Raw genomic sequence first — 18,401 nt, forward strand, 5'->3', positions numbered from 1 at the left:
CCCTGTCCTGGCCGGGCACCGTTCCGACATCGGTCCGGCGTCTGCGGCTGCACACCAACATCTTCGTCCTGACGGCGGTGCGCCTCCACGTGCGCCCTCGCCCGGCGAAGGTACAGGCTGACGGTCAGGCGATGGTACAAGGCTGGCGGTCAGGCGAAGGTACAAGTCCGACGAGAGTTAGCGGAGGATATGGCAAAGAAGGACGGTGTCATCGAGATCGAGGGCAGCGTGGTCGAGGCTCTGCCGAACGCGACGTTCCGCGTGGAGCTGGAGAACGGTCACAGGGTGCTGGCCCACATCTCGGGGAAGATGCGCCAGAACTACATCCGAATCCTCCCCGAGGACCGGGTCGTGGTCGAGCTCAGCCCGTACGACCTGTCCCGCGGCCGGATCGTCTACCGCTACAAGTAGGCAAGGAAACCATGAAGGTCAAGCCGAGCGTCAAGAAGATCTGCGACAAGTGCAAGGTGATTCGCCGGCACGGTCGCGTCATGGTGATCTGCGACAACCTGCGCCACAAGCAGCGCCAGGGCTGATCACCCCCGGGGACTGACGTCCCGGGCCGGTGACCCCCGGGTCACCACCAGCGCACCACCTCGAACCCGCCCGTCGTGGCGGGGGAACCCTCGGCCCGGAGGCCGGGGCCCGCGGGACACGCGGGATGGCGGTGCGGGAGACCTCCGGACGAGAAGTACAGGAGCCGTCAGGCACATGGCACGTCTTATCGGCGTCGACCTCCCTCGCGAGAAGCGGGCCGAGATCGCGCTCACCTACATCTTCGGGGTCGGCCGGACCCGCGCCAAGGAGACCCTTGCCGCGACCGGGATCAACCCCGACACCCGCGTCAAGGACCTCGACGACACGCAGCTCGTCGCGCTCCGTGACCACCTCGAGGGCAACTACCAGCTCGAGGGTGACCTCCGCCGTGAGGTCGCCGCCGACATCCGCCGCAAGGTCGAGATCGGCACCTACCAGGGTCTGCGTCACCGTCGCGGCCTGCCGGTGCGTGGTCAGCGCACCAAGACCAACGCGCGTACCCGCAAGGGTCCGAAGCGCACCGTCGCCGGCAAGAAGAAGGCCCGCTGACGCCATCAGCAGTCCGATGAGCGGGCCGCGCCGGTGACACCGGCAGCGCCCGCCTCGGTCCGACCAGACCAGGAGATTCAGAGCACCTATGCCTCCCAAGACCCGCAAGCCGCGCCGCAAGGACAAGAAGAACGTCCCGCTCGGCCAGGCGCACATCAAGAGCACGTTCAACAACACGATCATCTCGATCACGGACCCCTCGGGTGCCGTCGTCTCGTGGGCTTCCGCCGGCCACGTCGGTTTCAAGGGCTCCCGCAAGTCGACGCCGTACGCCGCGCAGCTCGCCGCCGAGTCGGCCGCGCGTCGCGCCCAGGAGCACGGCGTCAAGAAGGTCGACGTCTTCGTCAAGGGCCCGGGTTCCGGCCGTGAGACCGCGATCCGCTCGCTGCAGGCGACCGGCCTCGAGGTCGGCTCGATCCAGGACGTGACGCCCCAGGCCCACAACGGCTGCCGCCCCCCGAAGCGTCGCCGCGTCTGATGTTCTCGTCGCGCGCGGTGCGCCTCCGCCCTCCGGCCGGGGCGCACCGCGGCGCGACGACCGGCTCGGCCCTCGCGGGCCGAGTTATTGCCCCGGCGAGCGGACAGAGTCTCGCCGGGCCGCGAGAGATCGCGATTCCGTGATGCGTCATATAGCGGACGCACGCTGAAAGGACACCTGAAGTGCTCATCGCACAGCGACCCACGCTGACCGAAGAGGTCATCTCCGAGTACCGTTCCCGGTTCTCCATCGAGCCGCTCGAGCCCGGCTTCGGCTACACGCTCGGCAACTCGTTGCGCCGCACGCTGCTGTCGTCCATCCCGGGCGCGGCCGTGACCTCCATCCGCATCGACAACGTGCTGCACGAGTTCAGCACCGTGACCGGTGTGAAGGAGGACGTCACCGAGATCATCCTCAACATCAAGAACCTCGTCGTCTCCTCGGAGAACGACGAGCCCGTCGTGATGTACCTGCGCAAGCAGGGCGCCGGTGTGGTCACCGCCGCGGACATCGTTCCGCCGGCGGGTGTCGAGGTGCACAACTCCGACCTGCACATCGCCACGCTCAACGACAAGGGGAAGCTCGAGATCGAGCTGACCGTCGAGCGTGGCCGCGGGTACGTGTCCGCCGCGCAGAACAAGTCCTTCGACACGGAGATCGGCCGCATCCCGGTCGACTCGATCTACTCGCCCGTTCTCAAGGTCACGTACAAGGTCGAGGCCACCCGAGTCGAGCAGCGCACCGACTTCGACAAGCTCATCGTCGACGTCGAGACCAAGCAGGCCATCGCGCCGCGTGACGCGCTCGCCTCGGCCGGCAAGACGCTCGTCGAGCTGTTCGGCCTTGCCCGTGAGCTGAACGTCGAGGCCGAGGGCATCGAGATCGGCCCGTCGCCGACGGACACCGCGCTGGCCGCGGACCTGGCGCTGCCGATCGAGGAGCTCAACCTCACCATCCGGTCGTACAACTGCCTCAAGCGCGAGGGGATCCACCAGGTCGGTGAGCTCGTCGCGCGCAGCGAGGCGGATCTGCTCGACATCCGCAACTTCGGTGCCAAGTCGATCAACGAGGTCAAGGAGAAGCTCCAGGAGCTGAACCTGAGCCTGAAGGACTCGCCGCTGGACTTCGACTCCGGGGCGAACTACTTCAGCGGTGACGACGACGCGGCGCCGAGCTACAGCGGCAGCGACGAGCAGTCGTACTGACACCCGCACCGCAGGCGCGTCCCGGCCCTTCCGGAACGCGCCGCGGGCGCGGTACATCCCTAAGGAGCACATGCAATGCCTACCCCCACCAAGGGTGCGCGCCTCGGCGGAAGCCCGGCTCACGAGCGCCTGATCCTCGCGAACCTGTCCACCGCGCTCTTCGAGCACGGCCGCATCACGACCACCGAGACCAAGGCGCGGCGCCTGCGCCCGCTGGCGGAGAAGCTGATCACCTTCGCGAAGAAGGGTGATCTGCACGCTCGCCGCCGGGTCCTCCGCGTCGTGCGCGACAAGGGTGTGGTGCACACGCTCTTCACCGAGATCGCGCCGACCATGGCCGAGCGCAACGGTGGCTACACGCGCATCACGAAGGTCGGTCCCCGCAAGGGTGACAACGCGCCGATGGCCGTCATCGAGCTCGTGACCGAGCCCGTGAGCCCGAAGCAGGCCGTGGTGAAGGAAGCGGAGAAGGCCGCCGAGAACTCGGCGAAGGCCGCACCGGCCGCCGCCGAGACCGTCGAGGAGACCCCGGCCGACACGACGGCCCCGGCCGAGGAGACCACCGCGGACGCGGTGGAGACCCCCGCCGCGGACACGGAGAAGAAGGACGCCTGAGTCCCGTCTCCCGCCGTACGGAGCCCCGCCGCATCCTGGATGCGACGGGGCTCCGTCGTCGCCGGTGCCTCCCGCGCCGGTCCCGCCGCCCGCCGGCCACCCCGTCCCGGCGCCCCCGCCCGTCCCCAGGGAGAATGACCGAGTGACCGACCTGATCCGGATCCGGCTGGACCTCTCCTACGACGGCACGATGTTCGCCGGCTGGGCGCGGCAGCCGGCCCTGCGCACCGTCCAGGGCGTGCTGGAGGACGGCCTCGCGACGATCCTGCGCACCGGTCCGCTCGGCCTGCCCGCGCCCCGCCTGACCGTCGCCGGGCGGACCGACGCCGGCGTCCACGCGCGGGGCCAGGTCGCCCACGTCGACGTCCCGGTCAGCCGCTGGGACGAGATGCCGGGCCGCTCGGACCGCGACCCCGGCGACGCCATGGTGGCGCGCCTCGGGGGAGTGCTGCCCGGCGACGTCGTCGTCCGGCGTGCCGCGGTCGCGCCGGACGGCTTCGACGCGCGGTTCTCCGCGCTGCACCGGCGGTACGCGTACCGCATCGCCGACGACGTCGCGTTCCGCGACCCCCTGCGCCGCGCGCACGTGCTGTTCGGCCGCAAGCCGCTCGACGTCGCCGCGATGGACGACGCCGTCCGCCCCCTGACGGGCCTGCACGACTTCGCCGCCTACTGCAAGCCGCGCCCCGGGGCGACGACGATCCGCGAGCTCCTCGACGTGGGCTGGGAACGGCCCGGCTCGGGGGCGGACGCGGGGCTCGTGGTGGCGCGCGTCGTCGCGGACGCCTTCTGCCACAACATGGTGCGCGCGATCGTCGGCGCGTCGATCGCCGTCGGCGAGCACCGGCGCCCGGCCGGGTGGCCGGCGGCCCTGCTCGCGAGCCGCACGCGCGAGGCCGGCGCCGCCGTCGTCCCGCCGCAGGGCCTGACCCTGGAGGAGATCACCTACCCGCCGGACGGCGAGCTCGCGGCCCGTGCGGAGCGCATCCGCGCGAAGCGGATGGACGAAGAGGTGCTGGGCTGAGGAATCGGCGCGATTTCTTCTGGTCGCCGTGAGCGGTGCTCCGCTGCGGGCAGGTGCCTCGTTCCTCGGCCCCTACCCTCCGCGGAGCACCGCTCACGGCTCCGTCACCCAGTGGATCGCGGCCTCCTCAGCGCTGGCCCCGGCTCCGTCGATGCCCGCGTCGTTGCCGTAGAGGTCGTTCTGGCGGCTGCCGTCCTCGCCCGGGTCGGCGTCGTCGTCCTCGACGAGCCGGCCGGCGCGGTGGACGTCGGGGGCGGGCCGGGCCTCGCCGTCCCAGCTCTCCGGCTCCTCCTCCGCGAGGCGCTGGTCGAGGGACTCGCCGTGGGACTCCTCCCACGGCGTCTCGCCCCAGTGGTTCTTGCGCGGGAAATCGGGCGGGGAGTATCCCTCGTCGAGCACGTCCGAGGTTCCCCGGTCGACCAGGGTGTCGGCCTGCTGCAACTGATCCGTGTCGCCCTCGGCGCCGAGTTCTGGATCCGGCGACGTGGCGCTGGTGTCGCCACTCATGCCTCCACGGTGCCACAATCGCGGCGGCCTGGCGAGGGGTTGCGGGAGGGTGGCGGACACCACGCCCGCCGTCTGGCGTTCACTTTGACCGTGCTCCGTGCGCACAGGTATCCTGGGTCGTCGTTGTGCTATGTCATCGACGTCCTGCACCGGTAGTGACCCACTCACATGCCGATGTCTGGCCCGGATGTCACCGTGACCTCCCGCGCACAACAACCCCTGAACTCATCGGGCGCCGCTTCTCGCCCGACGACACCGAACAGAAGGTTACGAACCGTGCGTACGTACACCCCCAAGCCCGGCGACGTCCAGCGGGACTGGCTCGTCGTCGACGCGACCGACGTCGTCCTGGGCCGCCTGGCGTCCCAGGTCGCCACGCTGCTGCGCGGGAAGCACAAGCCCACCTTCGCGCCGAACGTCGACGGTGGTGACTTCGTCATCATCATCAACGCGGAGAAGGTCGCTCTCAGCGGTAACAAGCGGGCGGACAAGATGGCGTACCGCCACTCGGGTTACCCGGGTGGTCTGACCGCCACGCCCTTCGGCGAGCTGATCGAGAAGAGCCCCCGTAAGGCCGTCGAGAAGGCCGTCCGCGGCATGCTCCCCAAGACGACGCTCGGCCGTGAGCAGCTCAAGAAGCTCAAGGTCTACGCAGGTGCCGAGCACCCGCACGCGGCGCAGCAGCCGAAGCCGTTCGAGATCAACCAGGTTTCGCAGCAGGCCTGAGGCCGCTGCCGGATCGCAACGCGAAGGACGCGAGGACTACACAGTGGCCGAGACCACCGTCGACACCGAGCTGGACGAGACGACGCCCAGCACTTACACCACCGAGACGGTCGCACCCGCGACGGGCGGATCGTCTCTCACCGCTCCCGGCCAGGCCGTCGGACGCCGTAAGGAGGCCGTGGCGCGAGTTCGCCTCGTCCCCGGCACCGGCCTGTGGAAGATCAACGGGCGCACCCTCGAGGAGTACTTCCCGAACAAGGTGCACCAGCAGCTGGTCAACGACCCGCTGAAGCTGGTCGAGGTCGAGGGCCGCTTCGACGTGATCGCCCGCATCAACGGCGGCGGCAGCTCCGGCCAGGCCGGCGCGCTGCGCCTGGGCATCGCCCGTGCGCTGAACGCGATCGACACCGAGTCGAACCGCCCGGCCCTGAAGAAGGCCGGCTTCCTGCGCCGCGACGACCGTGCGGTCGAGCGCAAGAAGGCCGGTCTGAAGAAGGCCCGCAAGGCGCCGCAGTACTCGAAGCGCTGACGCGCTTTCTGCAGCACAACGCTGGCCCGGCCGACGCCGTCCGGCGTCGTTGCCGATGGTGGCCCCGTTCCGCGTCGCGGAGCGGGGCCACCGCGTTGTCCGGGTATACGGACGGCCTGCACTTGGTCCCGGCGGCGCCAGCGTTTCCCCCTTCCGCGCGCGCCCATTAACCTGGGCGGCACACCCCCAAGCCCCCTGAGAGGACACGACACATGGGCAGGTTGTTCGGCACCGACGGCGTTCGCGGGCTCGCCAACCGCGACATCACGGCGGAGCTCGCGCTCTCGCTGGGAAGCGCCGCCGCACGCGTGCTGACGGCCCAGGGGGAGGTTCTCGGGCCGCGCCCGCGCGCCGTCGTCGGGCGGGACCCGCGGGCCTCCGGCGAGCTGCTCACGGGCGCGGTCGCCGCGGGGCTGGCCTCGGCGGGCGTCGACGTCGTCGACCTCGGCGTGCTGCCCACGCCCGCGCTGGCCTACCTGGTCAGCGAGATGGGCGCGGACCTCGGCGTGATGATCTCCGCGTCGCACAACGCCATGCCGGACAACGGCATCAAGTTCTTCCAGCGGGGCGGCCTCAAGCTGGACGACGCCGTCGAGGACGCCGTCGCCGCCGTGCTCCACGAGGACTGGGAGCGCCCGGTCGGCGCCGCCGTCGGCCGCGTCCGGCTCGACCCCGGCCTCGCGGCCGCGCAGTACGTCAAGCACCTCACCGAGTCGATCGGGACCACGCTGGACCACCGCCCGCTGGAGGGCCTGCGGATCGCGCTGGACTGCGCGAACGGCGCGGCCAGCGAGGTGGGCCCGCAGGCGCTGCGGGAGGCCGGCGCCGACGTCGTCGTCATGAACGCCAGCCCCGACGGGCGGAACATCAACGAGAAGTGCGGGTCCACGCACCCGGAGCAGCTGCAGGCCGTCGTCGTGGCGTCCGAGGCGGACTTCGGCGTCGCGTTCGACGGCGACGCCGACCGCTGCATCGCCGTCGACCACGACGGCCGGATCGTCGACGGCGACCAGATCCTCGGCATCCTGGCCGGCGCGCTCAAGGCGGAGGGGCGGCTGCCGAGCGACACCCTGGTCGTCACGGTGATGTCGAACCTCGGGCTCCTCCTCGCGATGCGCGAGGCCGGGATCAGCACGGTGCAGACCGCCGTGGGCGACCGCTACGTCCTGGAGGAGATGCGCGCCAGGGGCTACGGCCTGGGCGGCGAGCAGTCCGGCCACATTATTCTCGCCGACCACGCCACGACCGGCGACGGCGTGCTGGCCGCGCTGCACCTCGCGGCGCGGGTCAAGGCGGCCGGGCAGCGGCTGGCCGATCTGGCGGCCGGGATCCAGCGGCTCCCGCAGACGCTCGTGAACGTGCGCGGCGTGGACAAGGCGCGCGCCGCGACGGACGACGACGTCAAGGCCGCGGTCGTCGCCGCGGAGGAGCGCCTGGGCGACACGGGCCGCGTCCTGCTGCGCCCGAGCGGCACGGAGCCGGTGGTCCGGGTCATGGTCGAGGCCGCCAGCCAGGAGCAGGCGGAGACGGAGGCGGGCCTCCTCGCGTCGGTGGTGCGGGAGCGCCTGGCTCTCTGACCGACCCCTGTGGCCGACCCCTCGGACCGGCCCTGTGACGGCATCCGGCAGGAAGTGTGCAGGCGGCGTATCCAGGGTGAACACCTGGGGATGAATCAGGGGGAGGACTGATGACAGTCAGGGTCCCCGGCTGCTTACTCTTGGGCCGTGCTCGAACCACTCCTCGCAATCCTCGACGCCCTCGAGATCTGGGTGCTTGACCTGGCCTCTTCTCCCTGGGTCTACCTCGCCATGTTCGGGTTCGCCACCCTGGACGGCTTCTTCCCGCCGCTGCCGAGCGAGTCGGTGCTCATCACGCTGGCGGTCTCCGCGCACAGCTCCGGCGTGCCGCTGCTGCCCCTGGTGCTCGTGGCGGGCGCGGTCGGGGCGTGGACCGGGGACCAGATCGCGTACCAGATCGGCCGGGCCATCGGTGTGCGGCGGATCCCCTTCCTGCGGTCCGAGCGGGGGCGCCGGATGGTCGACCGCGCCGAGAAGCTGCTGGAGAAGCGCGGGGCGTCGCTGATCCTGGCGGCGCGGTACGTGCCGATCGGGCGGATCGCCGTGAACATGACCGCCGGAGCCGTGGGCTACCCGCGCAAGCGGTTCATGGCCATCGCGGGGGTGGCCGGGGTGCTGTGGGCGCTCTACTCGGCGGGGATCGGGATCCTCGCGGCGGCGTGGCTGGGGCACGAGCCCCTGCTGGCGATCGGGGTGGGCCTGGTCCTCGGCGTCGCGGCCGGGTTCGTGGTCGACAAGGTGGTGCAGTGGTTCCACGGGCGGCACGAGGCCGAGCACGACGCCGCGCGGGAGGACGACCAGGACGCCGGCGGCGAGGACGACGGCGAGGACGACGACGAGGACGCCGGCGACGGCGGCGAGCACAACGGCGCCTCGCCGCGCAGCGTCGTCGGGTCGTAGCCGTCCGGCGGGCGCCGGTGCCGGGGGTCCGTCCCGCCGTCCCGGCCCGCGGCGGCTCCGGCCGCCACGCTCCCGCCCGCGGTCAGAGCTTCCGGAGCCGCACCCGCTGCACCTTGTGATCGGCGCCCTTGGTCAGGACCAGCGTGGCCCGGCCGCGGGTGGGCAGGATGTTGTGCTCCAGGTTGGGGGCGTTGATCGCCTCCCAGATCTCCAGCGCGCGGCGGACGGCGTCGTCGTCGGACAGGTCCGCGTACTTGCGGAAGTACGACTCCGGGCGCTGGAAGGCGGTGCGGCGCAGCTGCAGGAAGCGGTCCACGTACCACTGGCGGATGTTCCGGGTGCGGGCGTCGACGTAGATCGAGAAGTCGAAGAAGTCGCTCACGGCGACGGTCGTCTCGTCGGCCGAGGACGGCCGGGCCGGCTGGAGCACGTTCAGGCCCTCCACGATCAGCACGTCGGGCTTGCGGATCACGACCTCCTGCCCGGGCACGATGTCGTAGATCGTGTGCGAGTAGACGGGCGCGCGGACCTCCTCCTGGCCGCCCTTGATACGGGACAGGAAGCGGATCAGCGCGCGCCGGTCGTACGACTCGGGGAAGCCCTTGCGGTCCATCAGCCCCCGCCGCCCGAGCTCGGCGTTGGGGTAGAGGAAGCCGTCGGTGGTGATCAGTTCCACGCGCGGCGTGGACGGCCAGCGGGCCAGCATCTCGCGCAGGATGCGGGCGGTGGTGGATTTCCCGACGGCGACCGAGCCCGCCACGCCGATCACGTACGGGGTGCGCGGGGGCTTCTCCTGGAGGAACGCCGCGGTCGCGCCGTGCAGCCCGGTCACCGCGTTCACGTAGAGGTTCAGCAGGCGGGACAGGGGGCGGTAGACCGCGTCGACCTCGTCGAGGTCGATCGGGTCGCCGAGCCCGGCCAGGCGCTCCACGTCGTCGTCGGTCAGCGGGAGGGGGGTCGACGCCGAGAGGCGGCTCCAGGCCGCGCGGTCGAGGTCGACGTAGGGCGACGCCGGTGCGAGGGACTTCAGGTGCTCGTGGACCGAGGCCGGGATATCTGCCACCGCACGATTCTGCACCACTTCACCGCATGCTCCGCCCCGACAGGCAACGCACCCGCTCAAACGCAACCACTCCCCGGCCGCCGGATGCGAAGCCTCGCGACCGCGCCCGCAGGCGAGGTACGAGCCGAGGACGACGGAGCCCGGCGGCTCGGGAGAACAGAGTTAGACTCGCGGCCATGTGCGGAATCGTGGGATACACAGGCCTGAGCGCCGCAGGCGCGGGTGAGCACAGCGGCGCGGAAGGGGCTCCCGGGACGACGCCGCTGGCCGTGGCGCTGGAGGGCCTGCGGCGGCTGGAGTACCGGGGGTACGACTCGGCGGGCGTGGCGCTCGTCGGCCCCGGGATCGACGGCGTCGCCCACGCGAAGAAGGCCGGCAAGCTCGCCAATCTCGTGGAGGAGCTGGACCTGCGTCCGCTCCCCGCGGCGTCGTCGGCCATCGGGCACACCCGCTGGGCGACGCACGGCGGGCCGACGGACCAGAACGCGCACCCGCATCTTGCCGACGGCGGCCGCCTCGCCGTCATCCACAACGGCATCATCGAGAACTTCGCCGAGCTGCGGGCCGAGCTCGCGGCCGAGGGCGTGGAGTACCTGTCCGAGACGGACACCGAGGTCGCGGCGCAGCTCATCGCGAGGGAATACCGGGCCACCAAGGACCTCACCGGTGCGATGACGCGCGCGGCGCGCCGCCTGGAGGGCACCTTCACGCTGCTCGCGGTGCATGCGGACGACCCGGAGAAGGTCGTGGGCGCGCGGCACGACTCGCCGCTGGTGGTCGGGCTGGGCGAGGGCGAGAACTTCCTGGGTTCCGACGTGGCGGCGTTCATCGCGCACACCAAGGAGGCCATGGAGCTCGGCCAGGACCAGGTCGTGACGATCACGCCGACGTCGGTCGAGGTGACGGACTTCGACGGGAACCCCGCCGACGCCAAGCGCTACACGGTGGACTGGGACGCGGCCGCCGCCGAGAAGGGCGGCTTCGACTCGTTCATGGACAAGGAGATCCACGACCAGCCGCAGGCGGTCGCGGACACGCTGCGCGGGCGCACGGACGCCTCGGGCGCCCTGGTCCTCGACGACCTGCGGATCGACGAGTCGGTGCTGCGCGCCGTGAACAAGATCATCGTCGTCGCGTGCGGTACCGCCGCGTACTCCGGCCACGTGGCGAAGTACGCCATCGAGCACTGGTGCCGCATCCCGGTCGAGGTCGAGCTGGCGCACGAGTTCCGCTACCGCGACCCGATCGTGGACGAGAAGACGCTCGTCGTGGCCGTGACGCAGTCCGGCGAGACGATGGACACGCTGATGGCCGTGCGGCACGCGCGCGAGCAGGGCGCCAAGGTGATCTCGATCGTGAACACCCACGGCTCGACGATCCCGCGCGAGTCCGACGCGGTGCTGTACACCCACGCGGGCCCGGAGATCGCCGTCGCCTCGACGAAGGCCTTCCTCGCCCAGATCACCGCCGCGTACCTGCTGGGGCTGTACCTCGCGCAGCTGCGCGGGAACAAGTTCCCGGACGAGATCAGCACCCTGCTGGACGACCTGCGCGACATGCCGCGCAAGATCCAGACGGTCATCGAGCGCGGCGAGTACGTGCGCGCCACGGCCCGCTCGATGGAGGACAGCGACAAGGTGCTGTTCCTCGGGCGGCACGTCGGGTTCCCCGTCGCCCTCGAGGGCGCGCTCAAGCTCAAGGAGCTCGCCTACATCCACGCCGAGGGGTTCGCGGCCGGCGAGCTCAAGCACGGGCCGATCGCGCTGATCGACGAGGGCCAGCCGGTGTTCGTCGTCGTGCCGTCACCGCGCGGGCGGGACTCCCTGCACTCGAAGATCATCTCCAACATCCAGGAGATCCGGGCGCGCGGTGCGCGCACCCTGGTCATCGCGGAGGACGGCGACGACGCGGTGCGCGGGTACGCCGACGAGATCTTCTGGATCCCGAAGGCGCCCACGCTGCTGCAGCCGCTGCTCGCGGTCGTGCCGCTGCAGATCTTCGCGATGGCGCTCGCGACGGCCAAGGGCCTCGACGTCGACCAGCCGCGGAACCTCGCGAAGTCCGTCACGGTGGAGTAGGCACGACGACGGCTGGTCCCGCCCGGGCGGGACCAGCCGTCGTCGTGCCTCGCGGAGCGGACGACGGCGGCCACGGGCCGGGCGGGCCGTCAGCGGAACAGGCCCCAGACGATCGCCGCCAGGATCCCCGCGAGGGCGACGCCGAACAGGGCGATCAGGCCGATGGGAAGCGTGGGTTCGTCGTCGCTCATGGTCTCCTCCTACGCCTGTACAGCAAAGACGACGCCACGCTGGCGCCGTCTTTACCACCGCATTACGTTGGGACAGGATGCAACACGTCGGACATCTCGCGCAAGGGGCGGAGGCGATCCATCCCCCCGGCCGGCTCCCGTGACCAGCCCGATCAACCCTCGGCGACCACCATCGCCGAGGAGATCCCCGCGTCGTGCGAGATGCTCAGGTGCCACTGCCGCACGCCGAGTTCGGCGGCCCGCGCCGCGACCGTGCCCGTGAGCTCCACCTGCGGCGGCCCGCCGGGCACCCGGTGCACCGTCGCGTCGTGCCAGCGCAGGTCTCCGGGAGCCCCGAGCGCCTTGGCGATCGCCTCCTTCGCGGCGAACCGCGCCGCCAGGGACGACGGCGGGAGGTCCCGCTCGGGCGGCGTGAACAGCTTCTCCCGGAGCCGGGGCGTCCGGGAGAGGGTGGCCATGAACCGCTCGACGTCGACGACGTCGATCCCGACCCCGATGATCACTGCAGCTCCGGGATGACCTGCTTCTCGAACAGCTCGATCCCGGACTGGTCGTAGGCCGCCTCCTGGAAGTACGTGATGGCGTACGTCATCCCCAGCTTCTCCAGGCCGCGGAGCTTCTCCACGATCTGCTCGGGCGTGCCGGTCAGGTAGGCGTCGCGCCAGACGCCGATCTCGTGGTCGGCGCGCTCGGGCGCCCAGCGGCGCAGGTGGTCCTCGATCCAGGCGAGGCGGTCCGCGACGTCCTTCTCGGTCTCGCCGATCACCACGTTGTAGTCGGCCGAGCGGGTGATCTCGCCGAAGTCCCGGCCCAGGTCCTTGCAGTGGGCCTCCAGCACCGACGACTTGTGCGCGAAGCCCTCCGGGTCGGCCGAGAAGTTCGTGTACTGCGCCGACCGCGCCGCGATGCGCAGCGTCTTCTTCTCGCCGCCGCCGGCGATCCACAGGGGGATGCTCGGCACCTCGGCGCCGTCGTCCCCCACCGGCAGCTGCTGCAGCGGCTGCGGGTAGCAGAGCGCGCCGTCGACCTGGAACTTCTTCCCCTCGAACTTCCCGGAGCTGCCGGTGCGCCACATGCTGCTCATGATCTGCACGCCCTCGTCGAGCGCGCGCAGCCGCTCGCCCGCGGTCGGGAAGCCGTAGCCGTACGCGCGCCACTCGTGTTCGTACCAGCCCGCGCCGATGCCCATCTCGATGCGCCCGCCCGAGACGATGTCGGCCGTGGACGCGACCTTCGCCAGGTAGGCCGGGTTGCGGTAGGCCATGCACGTGCACATCTGGCCCAGCCGCACGCGCTGCGACGCCGCCGCGAACGCCGCCATCAGCGTCCACGCCTCGTGCGTCGCCTCGACCGTCGGCTCCGGCACCGTGTGGAAGTGATCGAACACCCAGGCCGACGTCCACGCGAAGTCGCCGCCGGGGATCGCCTCGCCGGCGGCCTGGTTGTCCGCGCGGTGCAGCAGGGAGAGCATCGTCTCCCAGTGCTTCTCCGGGGCGATGCCCACCAGATCGAGTCGCCAGCCTTGCGGAATGAAGAGTCCGAATCGCATGTCCCCGAGCCTAATGGGGACCCAAGTGCGGTGCCTTACCCGCTTGTGACAAAGAACGGGCATTATTGGGCTCGTGATCGAGGCGTGGACGGCAGACGAGATGCGGGCGGCGGAGAAACCGCTGCTCGACGCGGGAGTACCGCTGATGGACCGGGCGGCACGGGCGCTGGCCCGGACGGTGCTCGGCGACATCGCCCGGCGACGGCCGGCGGCCGGCATGCCACGGCGCCGCGTCGCGGGGTCGCTGGGTTCGGACGGGCTTCCCGGTGAGGGCCGGGTCCGGCCGGCGCGGCGCGCCGGCACGCGGGCCCCGGCGCGGGGCGCGGCGGCGCTGCTGCTCGTCGGGGCGGGCAACAACGGCGGCGACGCGCTCTTCGCCGGTGCTCACCTGGCACGCGAGGGGGTGCGCGTCACGGCGGTCCTCGTCGCCTCCGAGGTGCACGCCGCGGGCCTGGCCGCGCTGCGCGCCGCCCGCGCCGAGGTCATCGAGCGTTCCGAGCTGCGGGTGCCCGCCGTCGTCGCGCGCGCCGAGGCGGCCGACGCCGTCGTCGACGGGCTGACCGGCGCCGGGTCGCGCGGCGCGCTGCGGCCGCCCGCGGGCGGCATCGTGCGCGCGCTCGCCGACGTGCGGGCCGCCGCGGAGGCCGCCGGGACACCGTGGCCGTGGGTGGTCGCCGTCGACGTGCCCAGCGGCATCGGCGTCGACGACGGCGCCGTGCCCGGCCCAGTCCTGCCCGCCGACCGCACCGTGGCGTTCGGCGCGTACAAGCCCGGGCTCCTGCTCCCGCCCGCCGCGCCGCTCGCCGGCAGCGTGACGGTGACCGACGTCGGCCTCGGCAGCCTCCAGGGCCCGCAGTTCGCCGGCACCCTGCGCCTGGAGGACGACGACGTCGCCGCGGTGCTGCGGGCACCCGGCCCGCGGGACCACAAGTACACGCGTGGCGTGGTCGGCGTCGTCGCCGGGACGGAGAAGTTCCCCGGCGCGGGCGTCCTCGCGGCCGCCGGGGCCGTCCGCGCGGGCGCGGGCCTGGTCCGCGCGCTCGGCCCGGTGCCCGTCACGAGCCAGATCCTGTCGCGGCACCCCGAGGCCGTGACCGTCGGCGGGCGCGTGCAGTCCTGGGTGCTCGGGCCGGGCATCCCGTCCGACGGGTCCGACGCCGGTCAGGACCGCCGCGTCTACGGGGCGCTCGCCGCGGTCACCGGGGTGCTGGACGCGGAGGTGACCGGAGGCGTCGTCCCCGCGGTGATCGACGCCGGGGCCATGGCGATGCTGGAGCACCGGCTCCCGGAGATCGCCGTGCTCACGCCGCACGCGGGCGAGCTGGCGACCCTGATGAGCGGGCTCGGGCACGAGGTCACGCGGGCCGACGTCGAGGCCGAGCCGGTGCGGTGGGCGCGCGCGGCGCACCGGGCGACCGGGGCGACCGTGCTGCTCAAGGGGGCGGTGACCGTCGTCGTCGGCTCCGGTGCCACCTATGCCCAGGCCGACGCGCCCGCCTGGCTCGCCACGGCCGGCGCCGGGGACGTGCTGGCCGGGATCCTCGGGACGCTGCTGGCGTCCCGGGCCGCCGACGTGCTCGCGGACCACGCGCTGACGAGCCGGGTCGCGGCGGCGGCCGTCGTCGTGCACGGCCGGGCCGCGGCGCTCGCGAGCGGCGGGGGGCCGGTGACGGCGTCCGACGTCGCCGATGCGGTGCCGCGCGTGATCGCCCGGATCCTGGGCGGCGACCACGCGTGAGGCCGCCGCGCCGACGGCGCGCTGAACTCGTCTGAAATTGGTCGCCGATTCCGTGTGACATGTTCTCCGGTGGCGCGTCTGGGGGGCATGAACACAGAGACGGGATTCGAGTTCCACGAGGTCATCGACAGTTTCGCCCGCCTGGACAGCATCGCCCTGCGGGTGGAGCAGGACGTGCTCGAGATCCGCACCGGCCAGGGCGACCCGACGCGGATCGACGGGTTGACGGTCTACGTGACGATGAGCGACGCGCGGGCGGCGCAGCGGCTGGTCACGCGGCACCGGATGGTGCCGGGGCAGCAGTCGGCGCTGGCACTGAGCAGGACGTGGTGCGCCTGGCTGCCCGACGCGTCGCACCTGCTGCCGGTATCCGTCAGACTCACCCTTGTCACCGGCGGGTGAATGCGGAGGACTATTCCGGCAAGGTAACATTAATGTCCCTCACCACACTTGTGTGAACCAAGCAAGATGATGATTTCGTCATACACTTGCAGTGCACCCTGTGAAAAAATATCCCAGGTGCCACAAAGGGGGTGGGTGCGCGTGAGGACGTCGACGGAATCGCGGCGGGTGCCCGACGCCGAGATGCGTCAGCCTGTCGCGATGACAGCCGAGAACGTGCGCGACTACGCGCTGCACGGCCGAGATCGTGAGATCCGGACGATCGCGGGGATGGCCGCCGAGTTCGACCCCAGGACGTTGCTGGTGGTCGGCCCGAGCGGCGCGGGAAAGACCTCGACGGTCATGCACGCGCTGCGGAGCCTGGGACCCGGGGTCCCGGTGCTCCGCGTCGCGCGGATCTGGTCCCGCCGCCCGCACGCGCGCTTTCTCGGGGCCGCGGAGCGGGCAGATCTCTCCGGGCTGCTCACGGACGGCGACGACGCCGGCCGCAGCGCCGCGACGGGATTCTTCCAGAGCGTCACGGCGACCTTCGGCGGGAAGGTGCCGCACGTCGTCTTCGTGGACGACGCCGGGGTGCTGACCGAGGAGAAGCTCGCCTGGCTGCAGCGCCTGGCGGACGAGGCGTTCGCGCTCGACTGCCGGCTCGTCGTCGCGGCCGAGGATCTCCCGGCCGGGGCGCTGCACGAGGACCTCGACATCCTGCGCCTCGGCCCGCTCGCCGGGCCGGCGCTGAGCCAGTTCCTCGTCGACGCGCTCGGCCTGGCGATCGCGGCCGACGTCGTGGAGCGGATCACCTGGTGGAGCGCGGGCAACCCGCGGCTCGCCCACGAGCTGGCCCAGGAGCTCTCGGTCGCGCAGCTGCGCGGCGGGGCGATCTGGCACGGGCCCGGCGTCGTCGGCCCCGCCGCACGGCGTGCCTACCGGCACGTCCTCGAGCAGGTCGACGAGCCCGCGGGCGAGCTGCTCGCCTCGTTCGTGCTGCGCGGGGTCCCGGGTTCGAGCCTCGGGGAGGAGCCGTGGGACGGCGTGGCCGGGCTCGGCGAGGACCCGTCGCTGCGCGAGCTCGCGCGGCAGGGTCTGACGGCGGCGCGGGACGGGCTGTGGTTCGTCCGCCATCCGCTGGTGGCGCTGCTGTGCGCCGAGCGGAGCGGGCTCGACCAGCCCGCGGCCCGGGCCGCCGCGGGGGCGAGCGAGGCCATGCTCCGCGGGCTGCACATGCAGGAGCTGAGCACGGTGCTGCGGTCCGGGCCGCTGTCGGCGGCGTGCCCGAAGGTCCGGGCGCTGGCCTTCGGGGTCTCGGCCCTCATCGGTCAGACATGGGGCATCCCGCGGGCGACGGACGCGTCCGGCTGCGCCGACTGGGCCGATCACGTCTGGTGGCGTGGCGCCGGGGGGCCGGCCGGTCCCGGTGCGCAGGCGCGGTCCGCCGGGGCCCGGCTCCTGGCGGCGGCGCTCGCCGTGGAGGCCGACGGCGTCGTACGCGATCCCGTGCGGCTGCGCGCCGACCTCGACGAGGTCGCCGTGACGCCGGGTCAGCACTGGCTCGGCCTGCACCTGCAGACGCGGATGCGCCTCATGCTCGGCGACGTCTCCGCCGCGCGCGCCCTCGTCGCCGCGCACGCCGACGACGCCGTGCTGGGCGCGGCCGAGCAGGTGGCGCGGAGCGTCAGCGCGGCGCTCGTCGGCGCGGTCGAAGGGCAGTTCCAGGACGTGCGGCGGCAGCTCCAGGCCGTCCGGCTGCTGCGGCCGGGCTGCGACGCCTGGCTCGTGCTGCGCGGTCTGGCCGCGCTGTCCGACGCCGCGATCGACGGCCGCGTGCCCGACGTCGGCGTGCCGGACGCGCCGGGCAACTGGTCGTCGCGGGCCGCGGCGGAGTTCGCGGCCGACGTCGGCGGCGCGCACCTGCTGCTCGGGCGCGCGCGGGAGGCGGTGTCGCTGCTCGCGGTCTCGACCGAGCAGTGCACGTGGCCGTACCAGTGCCCGGTCATGGTCCGCGCCGATCTGGTCGACGCGGCGGTCTCCGCCGGGGAGATCCAGGCCCTGCCGACGGTCCCGGGCGACGACGCGGTGCGCGTGTGCGGCACGACGTCGCCGGACCTGCGGGCCGCCGCGTCCCGGGGCAGCGCCCTGCTGGCCGACGGCGACGACGCGCTGGCCGCCTTCGACGAGGCGGTGCGCCGGTCGACGCCGCCGGCCTCGATCCGCCAGCACGTGCGCACCCTGGTGGCCTACGGCCGCTTCCGGGCGGCGCGCGGCGACTCCGGGATCGCGGTGGCGGCGTTCGACCGCGCCCGCACCCTCGCGCAGCTGGCCGGGCTGGCGGGCTGGACGCGCGGCATCGACGCGGCGCAGACGGCGTCCGGCGGGGCCGTGGCGAGCAACCGGTGGGACGGGCTGCGGCGCGACGAGCGCACGATGGTGCGGCTCGCCCTCAAGGGCGCGACGAACTCGAAGATCGCGGAATCGGTGTTCGTCTCGGAGCGCACCGTGGTGAACCGGCTGCGTCAGGTCTACCACCGGCTCGGGATCCGCGACCGCCGTGACCTGATCCGGCTGGCGGAGGAGTGCCCGCCGCAGTGGGCGGCCGCGGAGGTCTGACGCCGTGGGACGACCCCGGGAGGCGCGTTCTCCCGGGGTCGGGTCATGTCGTCGGCGTGCCGCACCCATTGACATTGCGGGTGCGGCTATTGTGCGGGTGAATTCGAGCGATCTTTTCCGGCTGTTCTCCCCGGC

19 protein-coding genes are annotated in these 18,401 nt (G+C 72.4%); 15 read left to right on the top strand and 4 right to left on the bottom strand.

The features are described from left to right. Window positions 1-189: 189 nt before the first annotated feature. From infA to ABD208_RS01945, 7 genes are all read left to right on the top strand, one after another. Complete coding sequence (infA, locus tag ABD208_RS01915) at window positions 190-411, top strand: translation initiation factor IF-1 (protein WP_201845193.1); 222 nt, start codon at window positions 190-192, stop codon at window positions 409-411. A gap of 11 nt (window positions 412-422) precedes the next feature. Beyond that, the gene (gene rpmJ, locus ABD208_RS01920; protein ID WP_003956441.1) at window positions 423-536 is read left to right on the top strand and encodes a 50S ribosomal protein L36; all 114 of its coding nucleotides are present in this window, start codon (window positions 423-425) and stop codon (window positions 534-536) included. A 175-nt stretch (window positions 537-711) separates the two neighbouring features. Further along, window positions 712-1,086, top strand: a complete 375-nt coding sequence (gene rpsM / locus ABD208_RS01925) for a 30S ribosomal protein S13 (protein ID WP_344098972.1) — start codon at window positions 712-714, stop codon at window positions 1,084-1,086. A gap of 88 nt (window positions 1,087-1,174) precedes the next feature. Continuing rightward, window positions 1,175-1,564, top strand: coding sequence for a 30S ribosomal protein S11 (gene rpsK / locus ABD208_RS01930; RefSeq protein ID WP_123815716.1), 390 nt, complete (start codon window positions 1,175-1,177; stop codon window positions 1,562-1,564). Window positions 1,565-1,746: 182 nt separating this feature from the next. Beyond that, the gene (locus ABD208_RS01935) at window positions 1,747-2,769 is read left to right on the top strand and encodes a DNA-directed RNA polymerase subunit alpha (protein WP_344098973.1); all 1,023 of its coding nucleotides are present in this window, start codon (window positions 1,747-1,749) and stop codon (window positions 2,767-2,769) included. A gap of 75 nt (window positions 2,770-2,844) precedes the next feature. Beyond that, window positions 2,845-3,384, top strand: coding sequence for a 50S ribosomal protein L17 (gene rplQ / locus ABD208_RS01940; RefSeq protein ID WP_344098974.1), 540 nt, complete (start codon window positions 2,845-2,847; stop codon window positions 3,382-3,384). Between the two features lie 190 nt (window positions 3,385-3,574). Then, entirely contained in the window at window positions 3,575-4,408 is an 834-nt protein-coding gene (locus tag ABD208_RS01945) for a tRNA pseudouridine synthase A (RefSeq protein WP_344100003.1), read from the top strand. Between the two features lie 93 nt (window positions 4,409-4,501). On the opposite strand, the gene ABD208_RS01950 is transcribed toward ABD208_RS01945, so the two are convergent. Beyond that, a complete protein-coding gene (locus ABD208_RS01950; protein ID WP_344098975.1) occupies window positions 4,502-4,915 on the bottom strand; it encodes a DUF5709 domain-containing protein in 414 nt (137 codons plus the stop codon). A gap of 276 nt (window positions 4,916-5,191) precedes the next feature. Between ABD208_RS01950 and rplM the strand changes: the two genes are divergently transcribed. The 4 genes from rplM (at window position 5,192) to ABD208_RS01970 (ending at window position 8,647) form a co-directional block, all read left to right on the top strand. Next, window positions 5,192-5,641 (top strand): 50S ribosomal protein L13, encoded by a 450-nt coding sequence (gene rplM, locus ABD208_RS01955; protein WP_344098976.1) that lies wholly within the window; start codon window positions 5,192-5,194, stop codon window positions 5,639-5,641. A gap of 43 nt (window positions 5,642-5,684) precedes the next feature. Continuing rightward, window positions 5,685-6,170: a 30S ribosomal protein S9 gene (gene rpsI, locus ABD208_RS01960; RefSeq protein WP_344098977.1), complete on the top strand. Its 486-nt coding sequence runs from the start codon at window positions 5,685-5,687 to the stop codon at window positions 6,168-6,170. 212 nt (window positions 6,171-6,382) lie between these two features. Continuing rightward, window positions 6,383-7,747, top strand: a complete 1,365-nt coding sequence (gene glmM, locus ABD208_RS01965) for a phosphoglucosamine mutase (protein WP_344098978.1) — start codon at window positions 6,383-6,385, stop codon at window positions 7,745-7,747. A gap of 147 nt (window positions 7,748-7,894) precedes the next feature. Next, on the top strand, window positions 7,895-8,647 hold the full coding sequence (locus ABD208_RS01970; RefSeq protein ID WP_344098979.1) for a DedA family protein: 753 nt from the start codon (window positions 7,895-7,897) through the stop codon (window positions 8,645-8,647). Between the two features lie 82 nt (window positions 8,648-8,729). Here ABD208_RS01970 and coaA read toward each other — a convergent pair whose 3' ends face one another. Continuing rightward, window positions 8,730-9,710, bottom strand: a complete 981-nt coding sequence (gene coaA / locus ABD208_RS01975) for a type I pantothenate kinase (protein ID WP_344098980.1) — start codon at window positions 9,708-9,710, stop codon at window positions 8,730-8,732. Between the two features lie 176 nt (window positions 9,711-9,886). Between coaA and glmS the strand changes: the two genes are divergently transcribed. Then, window positions 9,887-11,788, top strand: coding sequence for a glutamine--fructose-6-phosphate transaminase (isomerizing) (gene glmS / locus ABD208_RS01980; RefSeq protein ID WP_344098981.1), 1,902 nt, complete (start codon window positions 9,887-9,889; stop codon window positions 11,786-11,788). A 343-nt stretch (window positions 11,789-12,131) separates the two neighbouring features. On the opposite strand, the gene ABD208_RS01985 is transcribed toward glmS, so the two are convergent. Both ABD208_RS01985 and ABD208_RS01990 read right to left on the bottom strand, forming a co-directional pair. Further along, window positions 12,132-12,482 carry a holo-ACP synthase gene (locus tag ABD208_RS01985; RefSeq protein ID WP_344098982.1) on the bottom strand — a complete coding sequence of 117 codons (351 nt, stop codon included), beginning with the start codon at window positions 12,480-12,482 and terminating at the stop codon, window positions 12,132-12,134. Beyond that, window positions 12,479-13,528: a TIGR03560 family F420-dependent LLM class oxidoreductase gene (locus ABD208_RS01990; protein WP_344098983.1), complete on the bottom strand. Its 1,050-nt coding sequence runs from the start codon at window positions 13,526-13,528 to the stop codon at window positions 12,479-12,481. Before ABD208_RS01990 ends, ABD208_RS01985 begins: the two co-directional genes overlap by 4 nt. 73 nt (window positions 13,529-13,601) lie before the next feature. Here ABD208_RS01990 and ABD208_RS01995 point away from each other — a divergent pair, with 73 nt between their 5' ends. From ABD208_RS01995 to ABD208_RS02005, 3 genes are all read left to right on the top strand, one after another. Then, entirely contained in the window at window positions 13,602-15,266 is a 1,665-nt protein-coding gene (locus tag ABD208_RS01995; RefSeq protein WP_344098984.1) for a bifunctional ADP-dependent NAD(P)H-hydrate dehydratase/NAD(P)H-hydrate epimerase, read from the top strand. Between the two features lie 87 nt (window positions 15,267-15,353). Then, complete coding sequence (locus ABD208_RS02000) at window positions 15,354-15,668, top strand: hypothetical protein (RefSeq protein ID WP_344098985.1); 315 nt, start codon at window positions 15,354-15,356, stop codon at window positions 15,666-15,668. A 201-nt stretch (window positions 15,669-15,869) separates the two neighbouring features. Then, complete coding sequence (locus tag ABD208_RS02005; protein ID WP_344098986.1) at window positions 15,870-18,266, top strand: LuxR C-terminal-related transcriptional regulator; 2,397 nt, start codon at window positions 15,870-15,872, stop codon at window positions 18,264-18,266. Window positions 18,267-18,401 lie beyond the last annotated feature (135 nt).

This window comes from Myceligenerans crystallogenes (assembly GCF_039529775.1).
Taxonomy (GTDB): domain Bacteria; phylum Actinomycetota; class Actinomycetes; order Actinomycetales; family Cellulomonadaceae; genus Myceligenerans; species Myceligenerans crystallogenes.

Excerpts from the sequence above, each read along its gene's own strand:
- glmM (WP_344098978.1), top strand. The coding sequence starts at position 6,383 with ATGGGCAGGTTGTTCGGCACCGACGGCGTTCGCGGGCTCGCCAACCGC.
- ABD208_RS01950 (WP_344098975.1), bottom strand. The coding sequence starts at position 4,915 with ATGAGTGGCGACACCAGCGCCACGTCGCCGGATCCAGAACTCGGCGCC.
- glmS (WP_344098981.1), top strand. The coding sequence starts at position 9,887 with ATGTGCGGAATCGTGGGATACACAGGCCTGAGCGCCGCAGGCGCGGGT.
- rplQ (WP_344098974.1), top strand. The coding sequence starts at position 2,845 with ATGCCTACCCCCACCAAGGGTGCGCGCCTCGGCGGAAGCCCGGCTCAC.
- infA (WP_201845193.1), top strand. The coding sequence starts at position 190 with ATGGCAAAGAAGGACGGTGTCATCGAGATCGAGGGCAGCGTGGTCGAG.
- ABD208_RS01945 (WP_344100003.1), top strand. The coding sequence starts at position 3,575 with ATGTTCGCCGGCTGGGCGCGGCAGCCGGCCCTGCGCACCGTCCAGGGC.
- ABD208_RS01990 (WP_344098983.1), bottom strand. The coding sequence starts at position 13,528 with ATGCGATTCGGACTCTTCATTCCGCAAGGCTGGCGACTCGATCTGGTG.
- ABD208_RS02000 (WP_344098985.1), top strand. The coding sequence starts at position 15,354 with ATGAACACAGAGACGGGATTCGAGTTCCACGAGGTCATCGACAGTTTC.
- rpmJ (WP_003956441.1), top strand. The coding sequence starts at position 423 with ATGAAGGTCAAGCCGAGCGTCAAGAAGATCTGCGACAAGTGCAAGGTG.
- rpsM (WP_344098972.1), top strand. The coding sequence starts at position 712 with ATGGCACGTCTTATCGGCGTCGACCTCCCTCGCGAGAAGCGGGCCGAG.
- ABD208_RS02005 (WP_344098986.1), top strand. The coding sequence starts at position 15,870 with ATGACAGCCGAGAACGTGCGCGACTACGCGCTGCACGGCCGAGATCGT.
- rpsK (WP_123815716.1), top strand. The coding sequence starts at position 1,175 with ATGCCTCCCAAGACCCGCAAGCCGCGCCGCAAGGACAAGAAGAACGTC.